The sequence below is a fragment of the Streptomyces longisporoflavus genome (assembly GCF_014649775.1).
In the GTDB taxonomy this organism is placed as follows: Bacteria; Actinomycetota; Actinomycetes; order Streptomycetales; family Streptomycetaceae; genus Streptomyces; species Streptomyces longisporoflavus.
The window spans coordinates 208,259-224,684 of the sequence record NZ_BMTR01000003.1; the positions used below are offsets into that span (position 1 = coordinate 208,259).

General features: G+C 71.1%; 17 protein-coding genes. 15 read left to right on the forward strand and 2 right to left on the reverse strand.

Annotated features, from left to right (window positions below; translation table 11 throughout):
- Positions 1–76: 76 nt before the first annotated feature.
- The 4 genes from IE226_RS07600 to IE226_RS07615 all read left to right on the forward strand — a co-directional run bounded on the left by IE226_RS07600 (position 77) and on the right by IE226_RS07615 (position 3,276).
- Positions 77–928, forward strand: a complete 852-nt coding sequence (locus IE226_RS07600) for a class E sortase (RefSeq protein ID WP_190080257.1) — start codon at positions 77–79, stop codon at positions 926–928.
- A 148-nt stretch (positions 929–1,076) separates the two neighbouring features.
- Positions 1,077–1,397 carry a DUF6412 domain-containing protein gene (locus tag IE226_RS07605; RefSeq protein ID WP_190080258.1) on the forward strand — a complete coding sequence of 107 codons (321 nt, stop codon included), beginning with the start codon at positions 1,077–1,079 and terminating at the stop codon, positions 1,395–1,397.
- 112 nt (positions 1,398–1,509) lie between these two features.
- Positions 1,510–2,277, forward strand: a complete 768-nt coding sequence (locus IE226_RS07610) for a YidC/Oxa1 family membrane protein insertase (RefSeq protein WP_190080548.1) — start codon at positions 1,510–1,512, stop codon at positions 2,275–2,277.
- Positions 2,278–2,418: 141 nt separating this feature from the next.
- Positions 2,419–3,276, forward strand: a complete 858-nt coding sequence (locus IE226_RS07615) for a fumarylacetoacetate hydrolase family protein (RefSeq protein WP_190080259.1) — start codon at positions 2,419–2,421, stop codon at positions 3,274–3,276.
- Positions 3,277–3,348: 72 nt separating this feature from the next.
- Here the strand turns inward: IE226_RS07615 and IE226_RS07620 are convergent, their stop codons facing one another.
- Positions 3,349–3,834 carry a heme-degrading domain-containing protein gene (locus tag IE226_RS07620; protein ID WP_190080260.1) on the reverse strand — a complete coding sequence of 162 codons (486 nt, stop codon included), beginning with the start codon at positions 3,832–3,834 and terminating at the stop codon, positions 3,349–3,351.
- Positions 3,831–4,928, reverse strand: coding sequence for a Gfo/Idh/MocA family protein (locus IE226_RS07625; RefSeq protein ID WP_190080261.1), 1,098 nt, complete (start codon positions 4,926–4,928; stop codon positions 3,831–3,833). The genes IE226_RS07620 and IE226_RS07625 overlap by 4 nt, the downstream gene beginning before the upstream one ends.
- Positions 4,929–4,984: 56 nt before the next feature.
- Here IE226_RS07625 and IE226_RS07630 point away from each other — a divergent pair, with 56 nt between their 5' ends.
- The 11 genes from IE226_RS07630 (at position 4,985) to IE226_RS07680 (ending at position 16,424) form a co-directional block, all read left to right on the forward strand.
- The gene (locus IE226_RS07630) at positions 4,985–6,319 is read left to right on the forward strand and encodes an ROK family transcriptional regulator (RefSeq protein WP_190080262.1); all 1,335 of its coding nucleotides are present in this window, start codon (positions 4,985–4,987) and stop codon (positions 6,317–6,319) included.
- A 358-nt stretch (positions 6,320–6,677) separates the two neighbouring features.
- Positions 6,678–7,856, forward strand: coding sequence for a hypothetical protein (locus tag IE226_RS07635; RefSeq protein WP_190080263.1), 1,179 nt, complete (start codon positions 6,678–6,680; stop codon positions 7,854–7,856).
- A gap of 463 nt (positions 7,857–8,319) precedes the next feature.
- A complete protein-coding gene (locus IE226_RS07640) occupies positions 8,320–9,069 on the forward strand; it encodes a GntR family transcriptional regulator (RefSeq protein WP_229870611.1) in 750 nt (249 codons plus the stop codon).
- Between the two features lie 164 nt (positions 9,070–9,233).
- Positions 9,234–10,358 (forward strand): TIGR03364 family FAD-dependent oxidoreductase, encoded by a 1,125-nt coding sequence (locus IE226_RS07645; protein ID WP_190080265.1) that lies wholly within the window; start codon positions 9,234–9,236, stop codon positions 10,356–10,358.
- A 5-nt stretch (positions 10,359–10,363) separates the two neighbouring features.
- Positions 10,364–11,071 (forward strand): phosphonatase-like hydrolase, encoded by a 708-nt coding sequence (locus tag IE226_RS07650; RefSeq protein ID WP_190080266.1) that lies wholly within the window; start codon positions 10,364–10,366, stop codon positions 11,069–11,071.
- Complete coding sequence (locus tag IE226_RS07655; protein ID WP_190080267.1) at positions 11,068–12,120, forward strand: ABC transporter ATP-binding protein; 1,053 nt, start codon at positions 11,068–11,070, stop codon at positions 12,118–12,120. Before IE226_RS07650 ends, IE226_RS07655 begins: the two co-directional genes overlap by 4 nt.
- Positions 12,113–12,982 carry a 2-aminoethylphosphonate ABC transporter permease subunit gene (locus tag IE226_RS07660; protein ID WP_190080268.1) on the forward strand — a complete coding sequence of 290 codons (870 nt, stop codon included), beginning with the start codon at positions 12,113–12,115 and terminating at the stop codon, positions 12,980–12,982. Before IE226_RS07655 ends, IE226_RS07660 begins: the two co-directional genes overlap by 8 nt.
- The gene (locus IE226_RS07665) at positions 12,969–13,766 is read left to right on the forward strand and encodes an ABC transporter permease (protein WP_190080269.1); all 798 of its coding nucleotides are present in this window, start codon (positions 12,969–12,971) and stop codon (positions 13,764–13,766) included. Before IE226_RS07660 ends, IE226_RS07665 begins: the two co-directional genes overlap by 14 nt.
- Positions 13,767–13,804: 38 nt before the next feature.
- Positions 13,805–14,884: a 2-aminoethylphosphonate ABC transporter substrate-binding protein gene (locus IE226_RS07670; RefSeq protein WP_190080270.1), complete on the forward strand. Its 1,080-nt coding sequence runs from the start codon at positions 13,805–13,807 to the stop codon at positions 14,882–14,884.
- Between the two features lie 134 nt (positions 14,885–15,018).
- Positions 15,019–15,798 (forward strand): HAD-IIA family hydrolase, encoded by a 780-nt coding sequence (locus IE226_RS07675; protein ID WP_190080271.1) that lies wholly within the window; start codon positions 15,019–15,021, stop codon positions 15,796–15,798.
- 71 nt (positions 15,799–15,869) lie between these two features.
- Positions 15,870–16,424 carry a hypothetical protein gene (locus tag IE226_RS07680; protein WP_190080272.1) on the forward strand — a complete coding sequence of 185 codons (555 nt, stop codon included), beginning with the start codon at positions 15,870–15,872 and terminating at the stop codon, positions 16,422–16,424.
- The last annotated feature ends 2 nt before the right edge of the window (positions 16,425–16,426 follow it).

The window sequence follows — 16,426 nt, forward strand, 5'->3', positions numbered from 1 at the left end:
CACGCGTCGTGATCGCCATGGCTTGTTGGCGGGCTTGGGCTTAGTCTGCCGCCCTCTCGGGAGGGGCGGTGCCGGCATGCGGGAGCGGGTGGAGCGGGTTCCTGTTGTCGTGCAGGGGCGTCGTGGTCGTCGGGGGCGTGCCGCCCGTCTGGTGTGGGGCGGCGCCGAGGCTGCCGTGACCTGCGGTCTTGTCTTGCTGCTTCTCGTCGTCCATCAGCTCTGGTGGACCAACCGCCAGGCCCGCGAAGGCGCCGAGCGCAAGGTCCAGGCCCTTGAGCGGGAGTGGGGGAGCGGGAGCGGCCAGTCGGCGGACGGTGGTTCCGGTCGTTCTCCGGGGGACGCCGTCGATCCGGGGAGGGGCGGGCCCGGTCCCGACCCCGCCGGCTCTGATTTGGGCGGCCCTGACTCGGGCGACGGTGAATCCGCCGGTCGGCAGCAGCCCGCCCCGCGCCGGCAAACCGACCCCGCCCCCCGCTGGGACCAGGCCTACGCCGTCCTCCGCATTCCCCGTATCGGAATACGGGTGCCCGTCGCCGAGGGCATCAGCAAGGGCGCCGTACTCAATAAGGGATACGTCGGGCATTACCCCCGCACCGCCCAGCCCGGGCAGGGCGGGAACTTCGCCCTTGCCGGGCATCGCAATACGCACGGCGAGCCCTTTCGCCGCCTCGATCGGCTCGCGGGCGGCGATGAGCTGGTCGTCGAGACCAAGCGGGCCATTTACACGTACGTCGTCGACCAAGTCCTTGCCCGGACCTCCGCCCGCGACAGCGGCGTCATCCGCGCCGTCCCCCGCAGCCTCGTGAAAGCCGGGCACGGCTACAGCTCTCCCGGCTACTACATCACCCTCACCACCTGCACTCCCGAGTACACCTCCAAGTACCGGCTCATCGTGTGGGGGAAGCTGAAGTCCATGCGGCCCCGGTAGGACGCCGCTGGTAACCCCGGCAGCCTGTCCTTACGGCCGTCGGCGCCGATCCTGTATAACGGCAGCAGTACGTACGTTCGCCGTACGTCGTATCAGCAACAACGTCATCAGCGATGATCTTGAGCAGGAGAGAGGGGGACGGAAAGCCATGCAGGATCTGATCCGTGGCTGGAAGACCGCCCTCCGGCCCACCGGGCTTCTCCTCTTCCTCCTCGTCGAGGTCGTCCTCCTCGACGCGAGCAGCCTCACCGCCGCCGTCGCGCTCGCCGCGACCGCCGCCGCGGGCTCCGCGCTCGCCGTCTGCTCGCTGATCGCCGCGCGTTGCGCCCCCGCCGTGCCCCGTACGCGGGTACGGACGGCCATCCGCGACCGCGAGAAGCGCACGGCGTTCCTGCCGCAGCGCGATCCCGACGCCGCCGGGCGGCGGCGGCCCCGAGCGCCGGGCCGTCTCGTCATGACGGCCGCGTAGGGAACCACTACCGACTGACCTGGACCCCTTGCGGGCCGTCACGCCGAAAAGAGCAATCGCCCCTTTTCCTCGGCACGACGAGACCCCGGAGGGCTTCTCCGTGTTCAATTTCCTGTCCGGTTTCATGTCCCTGTTCGCCGATCTGGTCGGCTCCATCGCCGACCTGCTCGAACCCCTCTTCCACGCCTCCGCGACGGCCGCCGCCATCGTGCTGTTCACCGCTTGCGTACGACTCCTCGTCCACCCCCTGTCGCGGGCGTCGGCCCGCGGTCAGAAGGCCCGCGCCAGGCTGAACCCGCAGATCGCCGAGTTGCGCAAGAAGCACTCCAAGAACCCCGAGAAGTTGCAGAAGGCGGTGCTTGAGCTGCACCGCGCCGAGAAGGTCTCGCCGCTCTCCGGATGCCTGCCGAGCCTGTTCCAGCTGCCCGCGTTCTTCCTGCTCTACCACCTGTTCTCCAGCTCCAGCATCGGCGGTGAGGCCAACGCGCTGCTCGGGCACGAGCTCTTCGCCGCGCCCCTCGGCGGGCGGTGGGCGGACGCGCTCGGCGACGGCGGGGTCTTCGGGGCGCAGGGGCTCGTCTACCTCGCGCTCTTCGCGATCGTGGCCGCCGTCGCGACCTTCAACTTCCGGCGTACGAAGACGCAGATGGCCGCGGGAGCGTCTGCGAGCGGCGGCACCGACGCCCAGCAGGTGCCCGGCATGGGCGCGATCACCAAGGTCATGCCGTACATGTCGTTCATGACGCTGTTCACCGTCGCCTTCGTACCGCTGGCCGCCGCCCTTTACGTGGTCACCAGCACCACCTGGAGCGCGGTCGAGCGGGCCGTTCTCTACCGCGATGTGCCGATCGGCGCCGGGGCGCTGGCTACCGCCGGGTAACGGTCCGGTCCGTGAACAGGGTCTTGCGGGATGGATGACTAGCTTGGAGGATCTTCCAAACCTCCGATGGCCGCATCCCATCGGCCTGGCCACGCGGGCGGTCACAGCAGACCGGTCGCGCTCGACCAAGGGAGATTGACCATGAAGCTGCTGCGAGTCGGTACGGCCGGAGCCGAGCGCCCGGCATTGCTCGACGCCGAGGGCACGCTGCGGGACCTGTCCGGGATCGTCACGGACGTCGACGGGGCGCTGCTCGCCGACCCGGCCGCCCTCGACCGGGTCCGGTCCGCCGCTAATTCGGGCGAGCTGCCCGTGCTCGTCGCGGAGGGGCTGCGGGTCGGGCCGCCGGTGGGCCGGATCGGCAAGGTCGTGTGCATCGGGCTGAACTACCACGACCACGCGGCCGAGACCGGGGCCACGCCGCCCGCCGAGCCCGTCATCTTCTTCAAGGCGGCGGACACGGTCGTCGGCCCCGAGGACACCGTCCTGGTGCCGCGCAAGTCGGTGAAGACCGACTGGGAGGTGGAGCTCGCGATCGTCATCGGGCGCACCGCGCGCTACCTGGAGTCCGACGAGGAGGCGCTCGCGCACGTCGCCGGGTACGCGGTGTCGCACGACGTGTCGGAGCGGGAGTTCCAGATCGAGCGCGGCGGCACCTGGGACAAGGGCAAGAACTGCGAGACGTTCAACCCGCTGGGCCCGTGGCTGGTGACGCCGGACGAGGTACCCGACCCGCAGGCCCTGTCCCTCAAGCTCTGGGTCAACGGCGAGCTGAAGCAGGACGGGACCACCGCCCAGCAGATCTTCCCGGTGGCCGAAGTGGTGCGCTACGTAAGCCAGTTCATGACCCTGTACCCGGGTGACGTCATCAACACCGGTACGCCGGCGGGCGTCGCCATGGGCCGGCCGGAGCCGAAGCCGTATCTGCGGGCCGGTGATGTGGTCGAGCTGGAGATCGAGGGGCTCGGCAGGCAGCGCCAGGAATTGAAGGACGCGTAGCCCGCGACGACTCCGGATAACTCCGCTGACGGGGGGGGCGCCGTTGATGACGCGGCGCCCCCCCGTCACGGGTTAAGCGGAACCCTCCAGGAACCGCTCCAGCGCCTCCACCACCAGCGCGTGGTCCGCCGCCTGCGGAAGGCCCGAGACGACCACCGTGCCGATCACGCCCGCGCCCCGTACCGCGATCGGGAACGCGCCGCCGTGGGCCGCGTACACGTCCGGGTCCAGGCGCGAGGAGTCCTCGAACGTCGTCCCCTTGGCGCGGAAACGCGTGCCGACCAGGAACGACGAGCAGCCGTAACGCTCGACGACGCGGCGCTTGCGGGCGATCCAGGCGTCGTTGTCCGGGGTCGATCCCGGCAGCGCCGCGTGGAAGAGCTGCTGGCCGCCACGGGTGATGTCGATGGCGACGGGGGCCTGGCGCTCGCGGGCCAGTTCGACCAGGAGGGTGCCGAGTGCCCAGGCGTCCTCGTACGTGAAGTGGGGCAGGACCAGGCGGAGTTCCTGGGTCTCCAGTTCCTCCACGGTGGGTGCGGAGGCGGCGGGCGTCGTCATACGACCACCGTCACACCGTCGCGGGCCGAGCGGCGTGCCGCCTCCAGGACGTCGAGCGCGGCTGCGGCCTCGTACGCGGAGACCGGGTTGTCGCCGGTGCCGCGCAGCGCCTCGGCCACGGCCGCGTAGTACGCGGGGTAGTCGCCCGGCAGGGTCTTGACCGGGTTGCCGCCGCCGGTCAGCGGGGACTCGCCGGAGCCGACCCGGCCCCACATGCATTCGAGCTCCTCGCCCCAACTGTCCTCGGTCGCGGGGCGCTTGCCGTCACGGAGCGCGGCTTCCTGCGGGTCGAGGCCGTACTTCACGTAGCCTGCGGCCGAGCCGAGGGCGCGGAAGCGCGGGCCGAGCTGGGCGGTGGTGGCGCTCACGTACAGGTGCGAGCGGACGCCGCCCTCGTGCGTGATGGCGATGAACGTGTCGTCGTCGGCCTCGGCGCCGGGGCGGCGGACGTCGGACTCGGCGTACACGGTCCGGGCGGGGCCGAAGAGCACGAGCGCCTGGTCGACCACGTGGGACCCGAGGTCGTAGAGCAGACCTCCGATCTCTTCGGGGTCTCCGGACTCGCGCCAGCCGCCCTTGGGCTGCGGACGCCACCGCTCGAAGCGGGACTCGAAGCGCCATACGTCGCCGAGCTCGCCGTCCGCGACGAGCTTTTGGAGAGTGCGGAAGTCGTTGTCCCAGCGGCGGTTCTGGAAGACGGAGAGCAGCAGGCCGCGCTCGTCGGCGAGTGCGGCGAGCTCGCGGGCCTCGGCGGCGGTGCCCGCGATCGGCTTGTCCACGACGACCGGGAGGCCGGCCTTGAGGGCGGCGGTCGCGAGCGCGACGTGCGTCTTGTTCGGGGACGCGATCACCACCAGGTCGAGCTCGTCCGCGCGGGCCCAGAGGTCGTCGGCCGACGCGGCGAAGCGCAGTCCGTCACCGAACTCGGCGCGGGCCTGCGCCTGCCGCTCGGGGTTCGACGTGACGACCGTGTCGAGGGTGAGGCCCTCGGTGGCGGCGATCAGCGGGGCGTGGAAGACGGAACCCGCGAGGCCGTATCCGATGAGGGCTACGCGTAGAGGGGAGCCAGAGCCAGTGGAGCCGATACCAGTCATGCTTTCCACTTAAGCAACGGTGTTGCCAAAGCGCAAGCGCGCGCGACAATGGGGCTGTGAACAGGACAGACGCGGGAGTCGAGGGCGGCGGTGGCCGGGGGAACGGCGCCAGGGGGAATGGCGGCCGGGGAAACGGCGGCAGGGGGGCGGGTGCCGGGGCGAACCTTCTCGCGCTGCGCGGGCACAACGCCGCCCTGGTGCTCGACCTGCTGCGCACGGCGGGCGAGGCCGGCATAAGCCGCCTCGAACTGGCCGAGCGGACCGGGCTCACGCCGCAGGCCGTCAGCAAGATCACCGCGCGGTTGCGTACGGAGGGGCTTGCCGCGGAGGCGGGGCGTCGCGCGTCCACGGGCGGCAAGCCGCGGACGCTGCTGCGGCTCGTCCCGGAGGCGGGCCACGCGGTCGGTCTGCATCTGGACCGCGACGAGCTGACCGCGGTCCTCGCCGATCTGACGGGCCGCGTGGTCGCGGAACGGCGGGCGCCGCTGGAGTTCGCCGCCGGGGCGGAGGCGGTGGTGGATGTGGCGGTGGGGGTGGTGCGGGGGCTGCTCGGGGACCAACTGCCTCGCTCGGCCGGCTCGTCCGCCTCGGGCTCTGGTTCCGGCATTGGCTCTGGCTCCGGGGCGGGCTCTGGCTCGGGCTCTGGTTCCGGCATTGGCTCCGGCTCCGGGGCGGGCTCTGGCTCGGGCTCCGGTTCCGGCTCTGGCCCCGGCATACTCGGCGTCGGGGTCGCGCTGCCGGGGCCGCTCGACCACTCCGAGGGAGTGTTGCACCGCGTCACCGGATTCCCCGCGTGGGACGGCTTTCCGTTGCGGGAGGCGTTCGCGGGGCGGCTCGGGCTGCCGGTGGTCGTGGACAAGGACACGAACGCCGCCGCGCTCGGGCTCGCGCTCGGCGGGGTGGCGGAGTCCTTCGCTTACCTGCACCTCGGTACGGGGCTCGGGGCGGGGCTCGTCCTGGGCGGCGACCTTTACCGCGGGGCGCGGACCGGGGCGGGCGAGTTCGGCCACCAGGTGATCCAGCTGGACGGCCCGGAGTGCGGGTGCGGTGACCGCGGCTGCATCGAGGCGCTGTGCCTGGCGGCGGTCGCGCGGGGGGATCTGGACGAGGCGGCGCGGGTGCTGGGAGCGGGTGCCGGGAACCTGGTCAGCCTGCTCGACATCGACCTCGTACTGCTCGGCGGCCGTGCGGTCCTCGCGGACGAGGAGCGCTTTGTACGAGGAGTCGGAGCGGTCGTCACGGCACGCGCCCGGAGGGGCGGCGGGGGCAGGGAGGTCCCGGTGGCCGTGGCGTCCGGGGGCGAGAGGGAGGTGGCGGAAGGCGCCGCACAGCTGGTCCTTGCGCCTGTCTTCGGGCGGGCGGATGTGGCGTTTGCGGTGGGGCGGGGGTAGGGGGGAGCGGGGGTAGGGGGTAGCGGGGGTGGCGGGCTGGCGGGGGTGAGGCCGGGTGGCTGGTCGTTTCGGCGGCTTTGAGTGTGGCGGGGCTGGTAGTCGTGCCTGTGTCCGGGTGTCGGCGGGTGGGGTGTTCGTGGTGGAGCGGGGTAGCGGGCCGTCGGGAGTGACGCCGGGTGACTGGTCGTTCCGGCAGCTGCGGATGCGGCGCGGCTGGGCCTTGTGCCTGTATCCGCCCGCCCCGTCAGCCGTAATTAACGGAAAGTCAGCTGATAGGAGTGACTTGCGCGGTCCAGTCGGCCGTACGGGGTTGTGGCGAGTGCGGTGAGGCCGTGCGGGGGTGGCAAGGTCGCGGGCCATGACCCGTGTCTTGTCGTCGCAGGCCATGATCCGTGTCCTGTCGCTGTGGACCGCGACCCGCGTTCTGGCGTCGCAGGCCATGACCTGTGTCCTGGCGTTGTGGGCTGCGACCCGTGTCGCGTCATTGCGACCCGCGACCCGCGTCCTGTCGTCGCAGGTCATGACCCGTGGCATGCCGGTGCGGGCCGCGGCCCGTGTCGTACGGCCCCGCCCCCGCCCCGCCCGTCCGCTCCGTGCTCAGCAAAGGCCCCCCATGCGACTTCGCCGCTCTCTTGCCCCGGGCATCACCGGCATCACCGCCGCTGCCGCCGCTCTCGCGTCCGCCGTGGCCGGGACAGGGCCGGCCGTTGCCGTGCAAGGGCTGCCGGGGAGCGACGCGGCGGCGGTGACGGTGGCCGCCGCCGTACAGCGACCGCAGGCGGCCCAGCCCCCCATCTGCTCCGACCCGACCGGCGAGGACTTCCCCATCGGAACGCGGATCAGGGGCGGTCCCCCCACCTACGAGGCCGGTGGCGGCTACCGGAGCTGGTCCGTCGAGCTGGCCAACACCACCCGCGGCACCTGCGGGAACATCCACCCGGTCGTCGTCATCGTCGACAAGGAGCGCGAGCTGACGCCCCGGCAGGTCCAGTTGGAGTTCCACGACGGCAAGCGGTGGCGGACCGTGGGGTTCGAGCGTACGGACCGGGACGAGAACGTCGGCGTCTTCGACGACGGATTCCCCGGCTTCACGGTCAAGGCGGGCAAGACCCGCACCGTGAAGGTGCGGCTCTCCTTCACCTCCGCCGCCAGGTCCGAGCACGCCGTGATCTCCGCGGCCGTCGTACAGCGCCGCGACGACGACGGCGACTGGGTCGGGGAGTCCGAGGACTACCCGTTCGGCATCGAGGGCGATGGCGGCACGGGTGGCACCGGCGAAACGGGAGGTGTGGGTGACACGGGGGGCGTGGGCGCCGAGGAGGAACCCGAGGGCAGCGTGGACGCGGGGCGGGACGGAGGCGCCGGCGACGGAGGGCGTGAACGCTCCGACGGCGGCGACTCCTCGTACGCCGACGAACTCGCCGCCACGGGCCCCCGCGCCCTGCTCGGCGTCACCGCCATCGCCTGCGCGCTGTTCGCCGCGGGCTGGGCCCTCCTCACAACGACCCGCCGCGTACGCGCGGCACGGCGACGCTGAGCGGCCCCGCTCTCGCGGGGCGCTGAGGACGAGGTCCCGCTGCTCGCGGGGCGCTGAACGCGAGGCCTCGCTGCCACGGCGACGCTGAGCGGCCCCGCTTTCGCGGGGAGCTGAGGGACGAGGTCCCGCTGCTCGCGGGGAGCTGAGGACGAGGTCCCGCTGTCGCTGGGGCGCTGAGCGCGATGCCCCGCTGCCGCGGCGACGCTGAACACAAGCTCCCGCCACCGCGGCGACGCTGGACCCGGAACCCAGCCCCGCCCGCCGGGGCGACCGGGAACCCCGCCCAGCCCGCCGGGACGACCAGCACCCCTCACCCCGCCCCCGGAGGCGCCCAGCACCCCCCACCCCACCCCACCCCCCTCCGCTCACCCCCCCGTTCACAAACATCTGCGAACATCCCCGAGTGGACAACCCGAACTCCCCGCAGAATCCCCCGCACCCCCCCGCCCACCTACTAGGTCAAGTGCCCGGCGCCCCCATCCGGTCCGGGATTCCCGAGCACGGGCGTATTCCTAAGTACTACGCGGTCAAGGCCAGGATCGCCGAGTTGATAGAGGAGTTGGGGGACGGGCGGGTGTTGCCGACCGAGCGGGATCTTGCCGTGCGGTACGAGGTCGCGCGGGAGACCGTGCGGCAGGCGTTGCGTGAGTTGCTGCTCGAAGGGCGGCTGCGCAGGCAGGGCCGCGGGACCGTCGTCGCGGGGCCCAAGCTGGAGCAGCCGCTGTCCCTCGCGAGTTATACGGAAGGCGTGCGCAGGCAGGGCCGCACTCCCGGCCGGCATCTCATCTCCCTCGACCGGTTCCCCGCCCCCGCGGCCCTCGCCGCCGAGATCGGCGTCGAACAGGGCGAGCCCGTCTGGCACATGGAGCGAGTGCTGCTCGCCGACGACGAGCGGGTGGGCCTGGAGAGCACATACGTCGCGGTCGCCCGCGTCCCCGCGCTCGACCGCGACTTCGAGCCCGACTCCTCCTTCTACGCCTACCTCCGCGACCAGCTCGGCATCTCCTTCGGCGACGCCGACGAACGCATCGAGACGGTGCTCGCGACGCCCCGCGAAGCCCTGCTGATCGGCACCCCTCCTGCCCTGCCCATGCTGCTCATCCACCGCGTCTCACGCGACACCTCCGGCCGCCCCCTGGAACGCGTCCGCACCCTCTACCGGGGCGACCGGTTCTCCTTCACCACCCACCTGGGCAGCAGCGGCGGCTCCTGAACGGCTCCTGAACTCCCCGACGCGGTACGGCATCAGCCGACAGCCGTGCCTGCTCAACTTGGTAACAGGAGCATAACGGGTCTGGTCCAAGCTTGGGTGGCCGTTCACCGTCCCGTTGCCGACCCGACCGCGGCGGGTCACCCGCCCCCAGCAGCGTTGCCGCCGTGAGAGTCATCGTCGTAGGAGCCGGCGTGGTGGGAACCATGCACGCCTGGCACGCAGTGGAACGCGGCCACGAGGTCGTACAGATCGAGCGCGAGAGCGAGGCCCGCGGGGCCTCCCTGCGCAACTTCGGGCAGATATGGGTGAGCGGCCGCGCCGGAGGCGAGGAGCTCGACACCGCCCTGCGCGCCCGCGAACTGTGGGAGGAGATAGGCCGGCGGGTGGAGGGCATCGGCTTCCGGGCCAACGGCTCCCTCACCCTCGTGCGCAACGAGCGCGAGCACGCGGTCGCCGAAGCCGCCCTCGCCCGCCCCGACGCGGCGGCCCGCGGCTACAAGCTGCTCGGCGCCGACGAGGCCCGCGCACTCAACCCGGCGCTGCGGGGCGAATTCATCGCCGGTCTGTGGTGCGAGCGGGATGCCGCCGTGGAGCCGCGCACCGCCCAGCTCCGGTTGCGGGAGGCGCTGCTGCGATCCCCCCGCTACACCTTCCTGCCCGGTCGCGAAGTCCGCGAGGTCGTCGGCGGGAGTGCCGTGCGGGACGACCACGGCGACGTTCACACCGGTGACGTCGTTGTGCTCGCCACCGGCGCCTGGCTCGGCGGTCTCGTACGCGAACTGGCGGGCCCCGACCTGCCCGTACGCCGCGTGCGGCTGCAGATGATGCAGACCGCGCCGCTGGGCGAGACGCTCACCACCTCCGTCGCCGACGCGGACAGCTTCCGCTACTACCCGGCCTACAAGTCGGACGCCCTCGACGCGCTCAACGCCGGGCAGGCGCAGACCCCGACCGCCGCCGCGCACAAGATGCAGCTGCTCATGGTGCAGCGTGAGGACGGCGGCCTGACCATCGGCGACACCCACGAGTACGAGCACCCCTTCGCCTTCGACACCCTCGAAGACCCCTACGACCACCTGACCGAGGTAGTCGAGGGCTTCCTCGGCCGCCCGCTGCCGAAGATCAGACGGCGCTGGGCCGGGGTCTACGCACAGTGCGTCGACACGACCCGCGTCGTGCACCGGCAGCAGGTACGCGACGGCGTGTGGCTGGTCACCGGGCCCGGCGGGCGCGGCATGACGTGCTCGCCCGCGATCGCCGAGCAGACCGCCGACGAGTTGGGATGGTGAGGGAAATGCGAGACGGCACGGTGAACGAGCGCTGCGGGCTCGTCGTCCTGGACATGGCCGGTACGACCGTCGCGGACGGCGGCCTCGTCGAGGAGGCCTTCTCCGCCGCCGCGCGGGAACTCGGCGTCGAGCCGGGCTCCGCCGACCACGCGGAGAAGCTGGACTACGTACGCGCCACCATGGGCGAGTCGAAGATCTCCGTCTTCCGGCATCTGTTCGGGGACGAGGCCTTTGCCCAGCGCGCCAACGGGGCCTTCGAGAAGGCGTACGGGAATCTCGTCGAGGGCGGCAGGATCGCCCCTGTCGCCGGGGCCAGGGAGGCCATCGAGGAGCTGCGGGACGAGGGACGGACCGTGGTGCTCAGCACCGGGTTCGCCCGCGTCACGCAGGACGCCATCCTGGACGTCCTCGGCTGGCGTGACCTGGTCGAACTGACGATGTGCCCCGCCGACGCGGGAGGCCGGGGGCGGCCCTACCCAGACATGATCCTCGGTGCCTTCCTGCGGACGGGCGCGGTGGACGACGTCCGGCGGATCGCCGTCGCGGGCGACACGGCGTACGACATGCTCAGCGGCGTACGAGCCGGCGCCTCGGTCGTCGCCGGGGTGCTCACGGGGGCGCACGACGACGCGGCGCTGCGGGCCGCCGGCGCGACGCACGTACTCGCAAGCGTCGCCGAGCTGCCCGCCGTCCTCCGGGGTGTCGGGGCATGAGCAGCGGCATCCGCTTCGACCGCGTCTCGGTCGCCTACGGCAAGAACACCGTCCTCGACGCGCTCGACCTGACCGTCGAGCCCGGCGAGGTCATGGCCCTGCTCGGCCCCTCGGGCTCGGGCAAGACGACCGCGCTGCGGGCCGTCGCCGGGTTCGTGCGGCCGGCCTCCGGGCGGGTGTTCATCGGGGAGCGCGATGTCACCGGCCTGCCGCCGCACCAGCGGGGCATCGGGATGGTCGTCCAGCAGTACGCGCTCTTTCCGCACATGCGGGTCGCCGAGAACGTCGCCTTCGGCATGAAGGCGCAGAAGGTGCCCAAGTCCGAGATTCCGGGGCGGGTCGCCGAGGCGCTCGACATGACGGGGATGGCCTCGTACGCGCGGCGGTTTCCCCGGGAGCTCTCCGGCGGGCAGCAGCAACGGGTCGCGATTGCGCGGGCGCTGGCCATCCGGCCGGGGGTTCTGCTGCTCGACGAGCCGCTTTCCGCGCTCGACGCGCAGTTGCGGTCGGGGATGCTGGGGGAACTCGCCCGATTGCACCGGGAATTGCCGGACGTCTCCATTCTGTATGTCACTCACGATCAGGTCGAGGCGCTCACTCTCGCGGATCGCATCGCCGTCATGGACAAGGCCCGGCTCAAGGACTGCGGTACTCCGCAGGAGCTTTACCGGGCTCCCCGGACCGAATTCACGGCGTCCTTCGTGGGGAACGCGAATCTCCTTCCGGTGCGGGTGGGGTCCGGTGCCGTCTCTTTCGGCGCCACTGATCTGAAGGTCGATACGGGGGACGTGGCTCAGGGAGCCACGGCCACGCTGTGCGTGCGGCCGCATCTGGTCGGGCTCGGGGACGGCCCCAACGCCCTTTCCGGGAGGGTCGCCGAGGTGCAGTGGCGGGGGGCCACCCACCGGCTGTACGTGGATGTCGCCGGGGAGCGGGTCAAGGCGGACCTGCGGGAACTCCGGACTCCGCCGGGGATCGGGGACGAGGTCACCCTGCATTTCGCGCCGGAGGACGCGGTGCTGCTGGGTGCGGGGGTGACCGATGGCTAGCGCCACGCTGACCGTGCGGGCCGGGAAGGACAAACCTCCGCCGAAGACCCCGGGGTGGATATGGGCCCTTCCCCCTGTCGCTCTCCTCGCCCTCTTCTTTCTCTACCCTCTCGCCCTCGTCGTCCAGCAGTCGGTCCAGCCCGACACCGGCGGGACCTCGCTTCAGCCCTACTCCGACGTCTTCGCCTCCGAAGCGTTCCGGGAGGCGCTCGGGACCACCGTGTGGCTGGCCGTCGGGGCCACCGCCGGATGTCTCGTGCTGGGGTTCGCGCTCGCGCTGATCATCGCCTTCGTGCCGTTTCCCGGCGGGAGAGCCGTCGCCCGGTTCATCGACGTCTTCCTCTCCTTTCCGTCCTTTCTCATCACCCTCGCCCTGCTGTTCATCTACGGCACCAAGGGCATGGCGAACGGAATGTGGACGGACGCGACCGGCGCCGCCGAGGGGCCCTTTCAGTTCCTCACCACCCCGTGGGGCGTTCTCCTCGCCGAGATCACGTACTTCACGCCCTTCGTGATGCGCCCGCTGCTCGCCGCTTTCTCGCAGATCGACACCGCGCAACTGGAAGTCGCGTCGAGCCTCGGGGCGAAGCCGGGCCGTATCGTCCGGCGGGTCATCCTGCCCGAGGCGCTGCCCGCCCTCGCCGCCGGCGGCAGCCTCGTACTGGTGATGTGTCTCAACGAGTTCGGGATCGTCCTCTTCACCGGGGCGAAAGGGGTCACGACCCTTCCCATGCTCGTCTACAGCAAGGCAATTCTCGAATCCGACTATCCGGCGGCCTGCGTCGTCGCCGTGGTCAACGTCGCGATCTCCGTGGGCCTTTACGGTCTCTACCGGGTGGTGAGCCGTCGTGTTGGTGCATAGCCGCAAGGGGAAGCTGGCCACTTGGGCCCTCTTCCTCGTCCTTTTCCTGCCCCTTTTCGCGCTGCCGCTCCTGGTGATCCTGGCCGCGTCGTTCTCGGCGCACTGGTCCGGCGCTTTTCCGTCCGGATTCACCACCGGGCACTACGAGGCCGCCACCCGCGGTGAATCGCTCACGGCGCTCACCACCAGCCTGGTCACCGCCGTCAGCGCGAGCCTGCTCGCTCTTGCCGTCGGGTCGTGGGCGGCGCTCGCCGCGGCCTCGCTGAAGAACGGAGGCAAGAGGGTGCTCGACACCCTCTTCATGCTGCCGGTGGCCGTGCCCTCCGTCGTCGTCGGGCTCGCGGTCCTCGTGGCGTTCAGCAAGCCGCCGATGATCCTCAACGGCACGCGCTGGATCGTGATCCTCGCGCACACCATTCTTGTCACGGCGTTCGCCTACCAGTCCGTATCGGCTGCGATCGTCCGCCTCGACCCGGCGTACGAACAGGCCGCCGCCTCGCTCGGCGCCCGGCCCTCGTACGTCCTGTGGAAGGTGAAGCTCCCGCTCCTGCTGCCGTCGCTCAACGCGGCCGCCGGACTCTGCTTCGCGCTCTCCATGGGCGAACTGAGCGCCACGATGATGCTCTACCCGCCGGACTGGCTGCCGCTGCCCGTGCAGATCTACGCGGCCACCGACCGCGGCTCCCTGTTCACCGGCGCCGCCGTCGCGGTGGTCCTGATGGCGGCGACGCTGCTCGTCCTCTTCGGCGTCTCCCGCGTCCGCACCCGCGCCTCCTACCGCTGACCCCCGTCTCCACCCCTTCGCAAGGAGCATCCCGCGTCATGTCCCGCGTCCCGCAGATCCGCACGCTCGCCGCCGTCTCCGGCAGCCTCCTCCTCGCAGGCTCCCTCACCGCGTGCGGCGGCGAATCCTCCGCGTCCGACGCCAAGGAGGTCACCGTCTACAGCGCCGACGGCCTCAAGGGCGAGAACGGCGACGGCTGGTACGACCAGGTATTCAAGGACTTCGAGAAGAAGACCGGCATCAAGGTGAACTACGTCGAGGGCGGCTCCGGCGAGATGGTGCAGCGCGCCGTCCGCGAGAAGTCCAACACGCAGGCCGACGTCATCATCACCCTGCCGCCGTTCATCCAGCAGGCCGACGACAAGGGCCTCCTCCAGGCCTACGAGCCCGCGGGCTCCGACCAGGTGGACGGCGCCGACAAGGCCCCCGACGGCAAGTGGACCTCCGTCGTGAACAACTACTTCGGCTTCATCTACAACAAGAAGGAACTCGGCGGCGGCAAGGCGCCCGAGCCCCCCAAGACCTGGGAGGACCTCACCGAACCCGCGTACAAGGACAAGGTCCAGTACTCCACGCCCGGTGTCGCGGGCGACGGAACCGCCGTGCTCATCAAGGCGATGCACGACTTCGGCGGCAAGAAGCCGGCCATGGACTACTTGAAGAAGCTCCAGACGAACAACGTCGGGCCCTCCGCCTCCACCGGCAAGCTCGCGCCCAAGGTCGACAAGGGCGAACTCCTCGTCGCCAACGGCGACGTCCAGATGAACTACGCCCAGTCCAAGGACATGCCGAACCTCGGCATCTGGTTCCCCGCCAAGCAGGGAGGCAAGCCCACCACCTTCGCGCTGCCCTACGCCGCCGGCCTGGTCAACAAGGCCCCGCACTCCGCCAACGCCAAGAAGTTCCTCGACTACCTGCTCGGGCAAAAGGCCCAGCAGCAGGTCAGCGAGATCGGCGGCGGATTCGCGGCCCGCAAGGACATCAAGGCCACCGACGCGAACGCGGTCGCCCTCGACAAGATCGTCGACGGAGTCGAGGTCTTCGAGCCTGACTGGTCCGACATCGCGAAGAACCTCCCGGCGTACGTCGAGGACTGGAAGTCGGCCACGGGAAGCTGACAGGCATCCAGATGATCGAGGGGTTCACGATCACCGCATCCTGATTAGGCTGTGGGGCGCCGGCACAGAGCCGTCCCGGCGCCCCACAGCTCACCCAAGCTCACCCGTTCATCGAAGACGCAGGAGTGCACCCCATGGCAGAGCGCAAGCCCATCGAATCGTGGCTCACCGACATGGACGGCGTGCTCATCCACGAGGGCGTTCCGATCCCCGGCGCGGACTCCTTCATCAAGCGGCTCAGGGAGTCCGGCAGGCCCTTCCTGGTCCTGACGAACAACTCCATCTACACCGCGCGCGACCTCCAGGCCCGTCTGACCCGCATGGGCCTCGAAGTCCCCGTCGAGAACATCTGGACCTCGGCGCTCGCCACCGCGAAGTTCCTGGACGACCAGCGACCCGGTGGCACGGCGTACGTCATCGGCGAGGCGGGACTGACCACCGCCCTGCACGACATCGGGTACGTCCTGACCGACCACGACCCGGACTACGTGGTCCTCGGCGAGACCCGTACGTACTCCTTCGAGGCCATGACCAAGGCCGTGCGCCTCATCAACGGCGGGGCCCGCTTCATCTGCACCAACCCGGACGAGACCGGGCCCTCGACGGAGGGGCCGCTGCCCGCCACGGGCGCCGTCGCCGCGCTGATCACCAAGGCCACGAAGCGGAGCCCGTACTTCGCCGGCAAGCCCAACCCCCTGATGATGCGGACCGGACTCAACGCCATCGGGGCGCACTCCGAGACCAGCGCCATGATCGGCGACCGTATGGACACCGATGTCCTCGCCGGTCTGGAGGCCGGGATGGAGACCTTCCTCGTCCTCACGGGACTCACCACCAGGGCGGAGATCGACCAGTACCCCTTCCGCCCGTCCAACATCGTGGACTCCATCGCTGACCTGGTCGAACGCGTCTGACGTCACCCGTTTGCCGCATGCGGGAGGCGGTCGCCGATGCCGCGCGTGAACCTCGGAACAGGAGGTTCACGATGCGTAGAGGATCACTCACCCTTCGTGGCATAGCCGGGGCGGCCGTCCTCGCCGCGTTCCCCGTCACCGTCACGGCCCCCGCGTACGCCCATGAGCAGGACAAAGTGCACGCCACCGTCACCCCGTCCAGCGCCGCTGCCGGGGCCGACGTGGAGATCAGTGTCACGGGCTGCGACGGGACGACGGGGTCCGCGGGGTCCGGCGCCTTCGAGGGCGACGCGAAGCTCACCGGCAGGGACGGCGACAAGTACGCGCTGAACGGCTCCGCCAAGATCCGCGGCGGCGTCAGCGGTTCCTACGACGTGACCGTCGTCTGCGACGGCCACCCCCACCAGGGCGTGGGCACCGTACGGGTCGTACAGCACCGCACCGAGCCCGTGTCGCCGGTCCGCGCGGGCGGCGGCGGCGCCGCGCGTGACGGCACCGCGCAGCTGGCCGCGCAGGCCGAAGAGGCGGGCCCCGGCACCTGGCACGCGGTGATCGGACTGGTGCTCGCCGGGGTGGCGGCCGTGGCCGTGGCGTTCCGCAGTGTCCGCCGGCGCCGCTCCGAGTGACG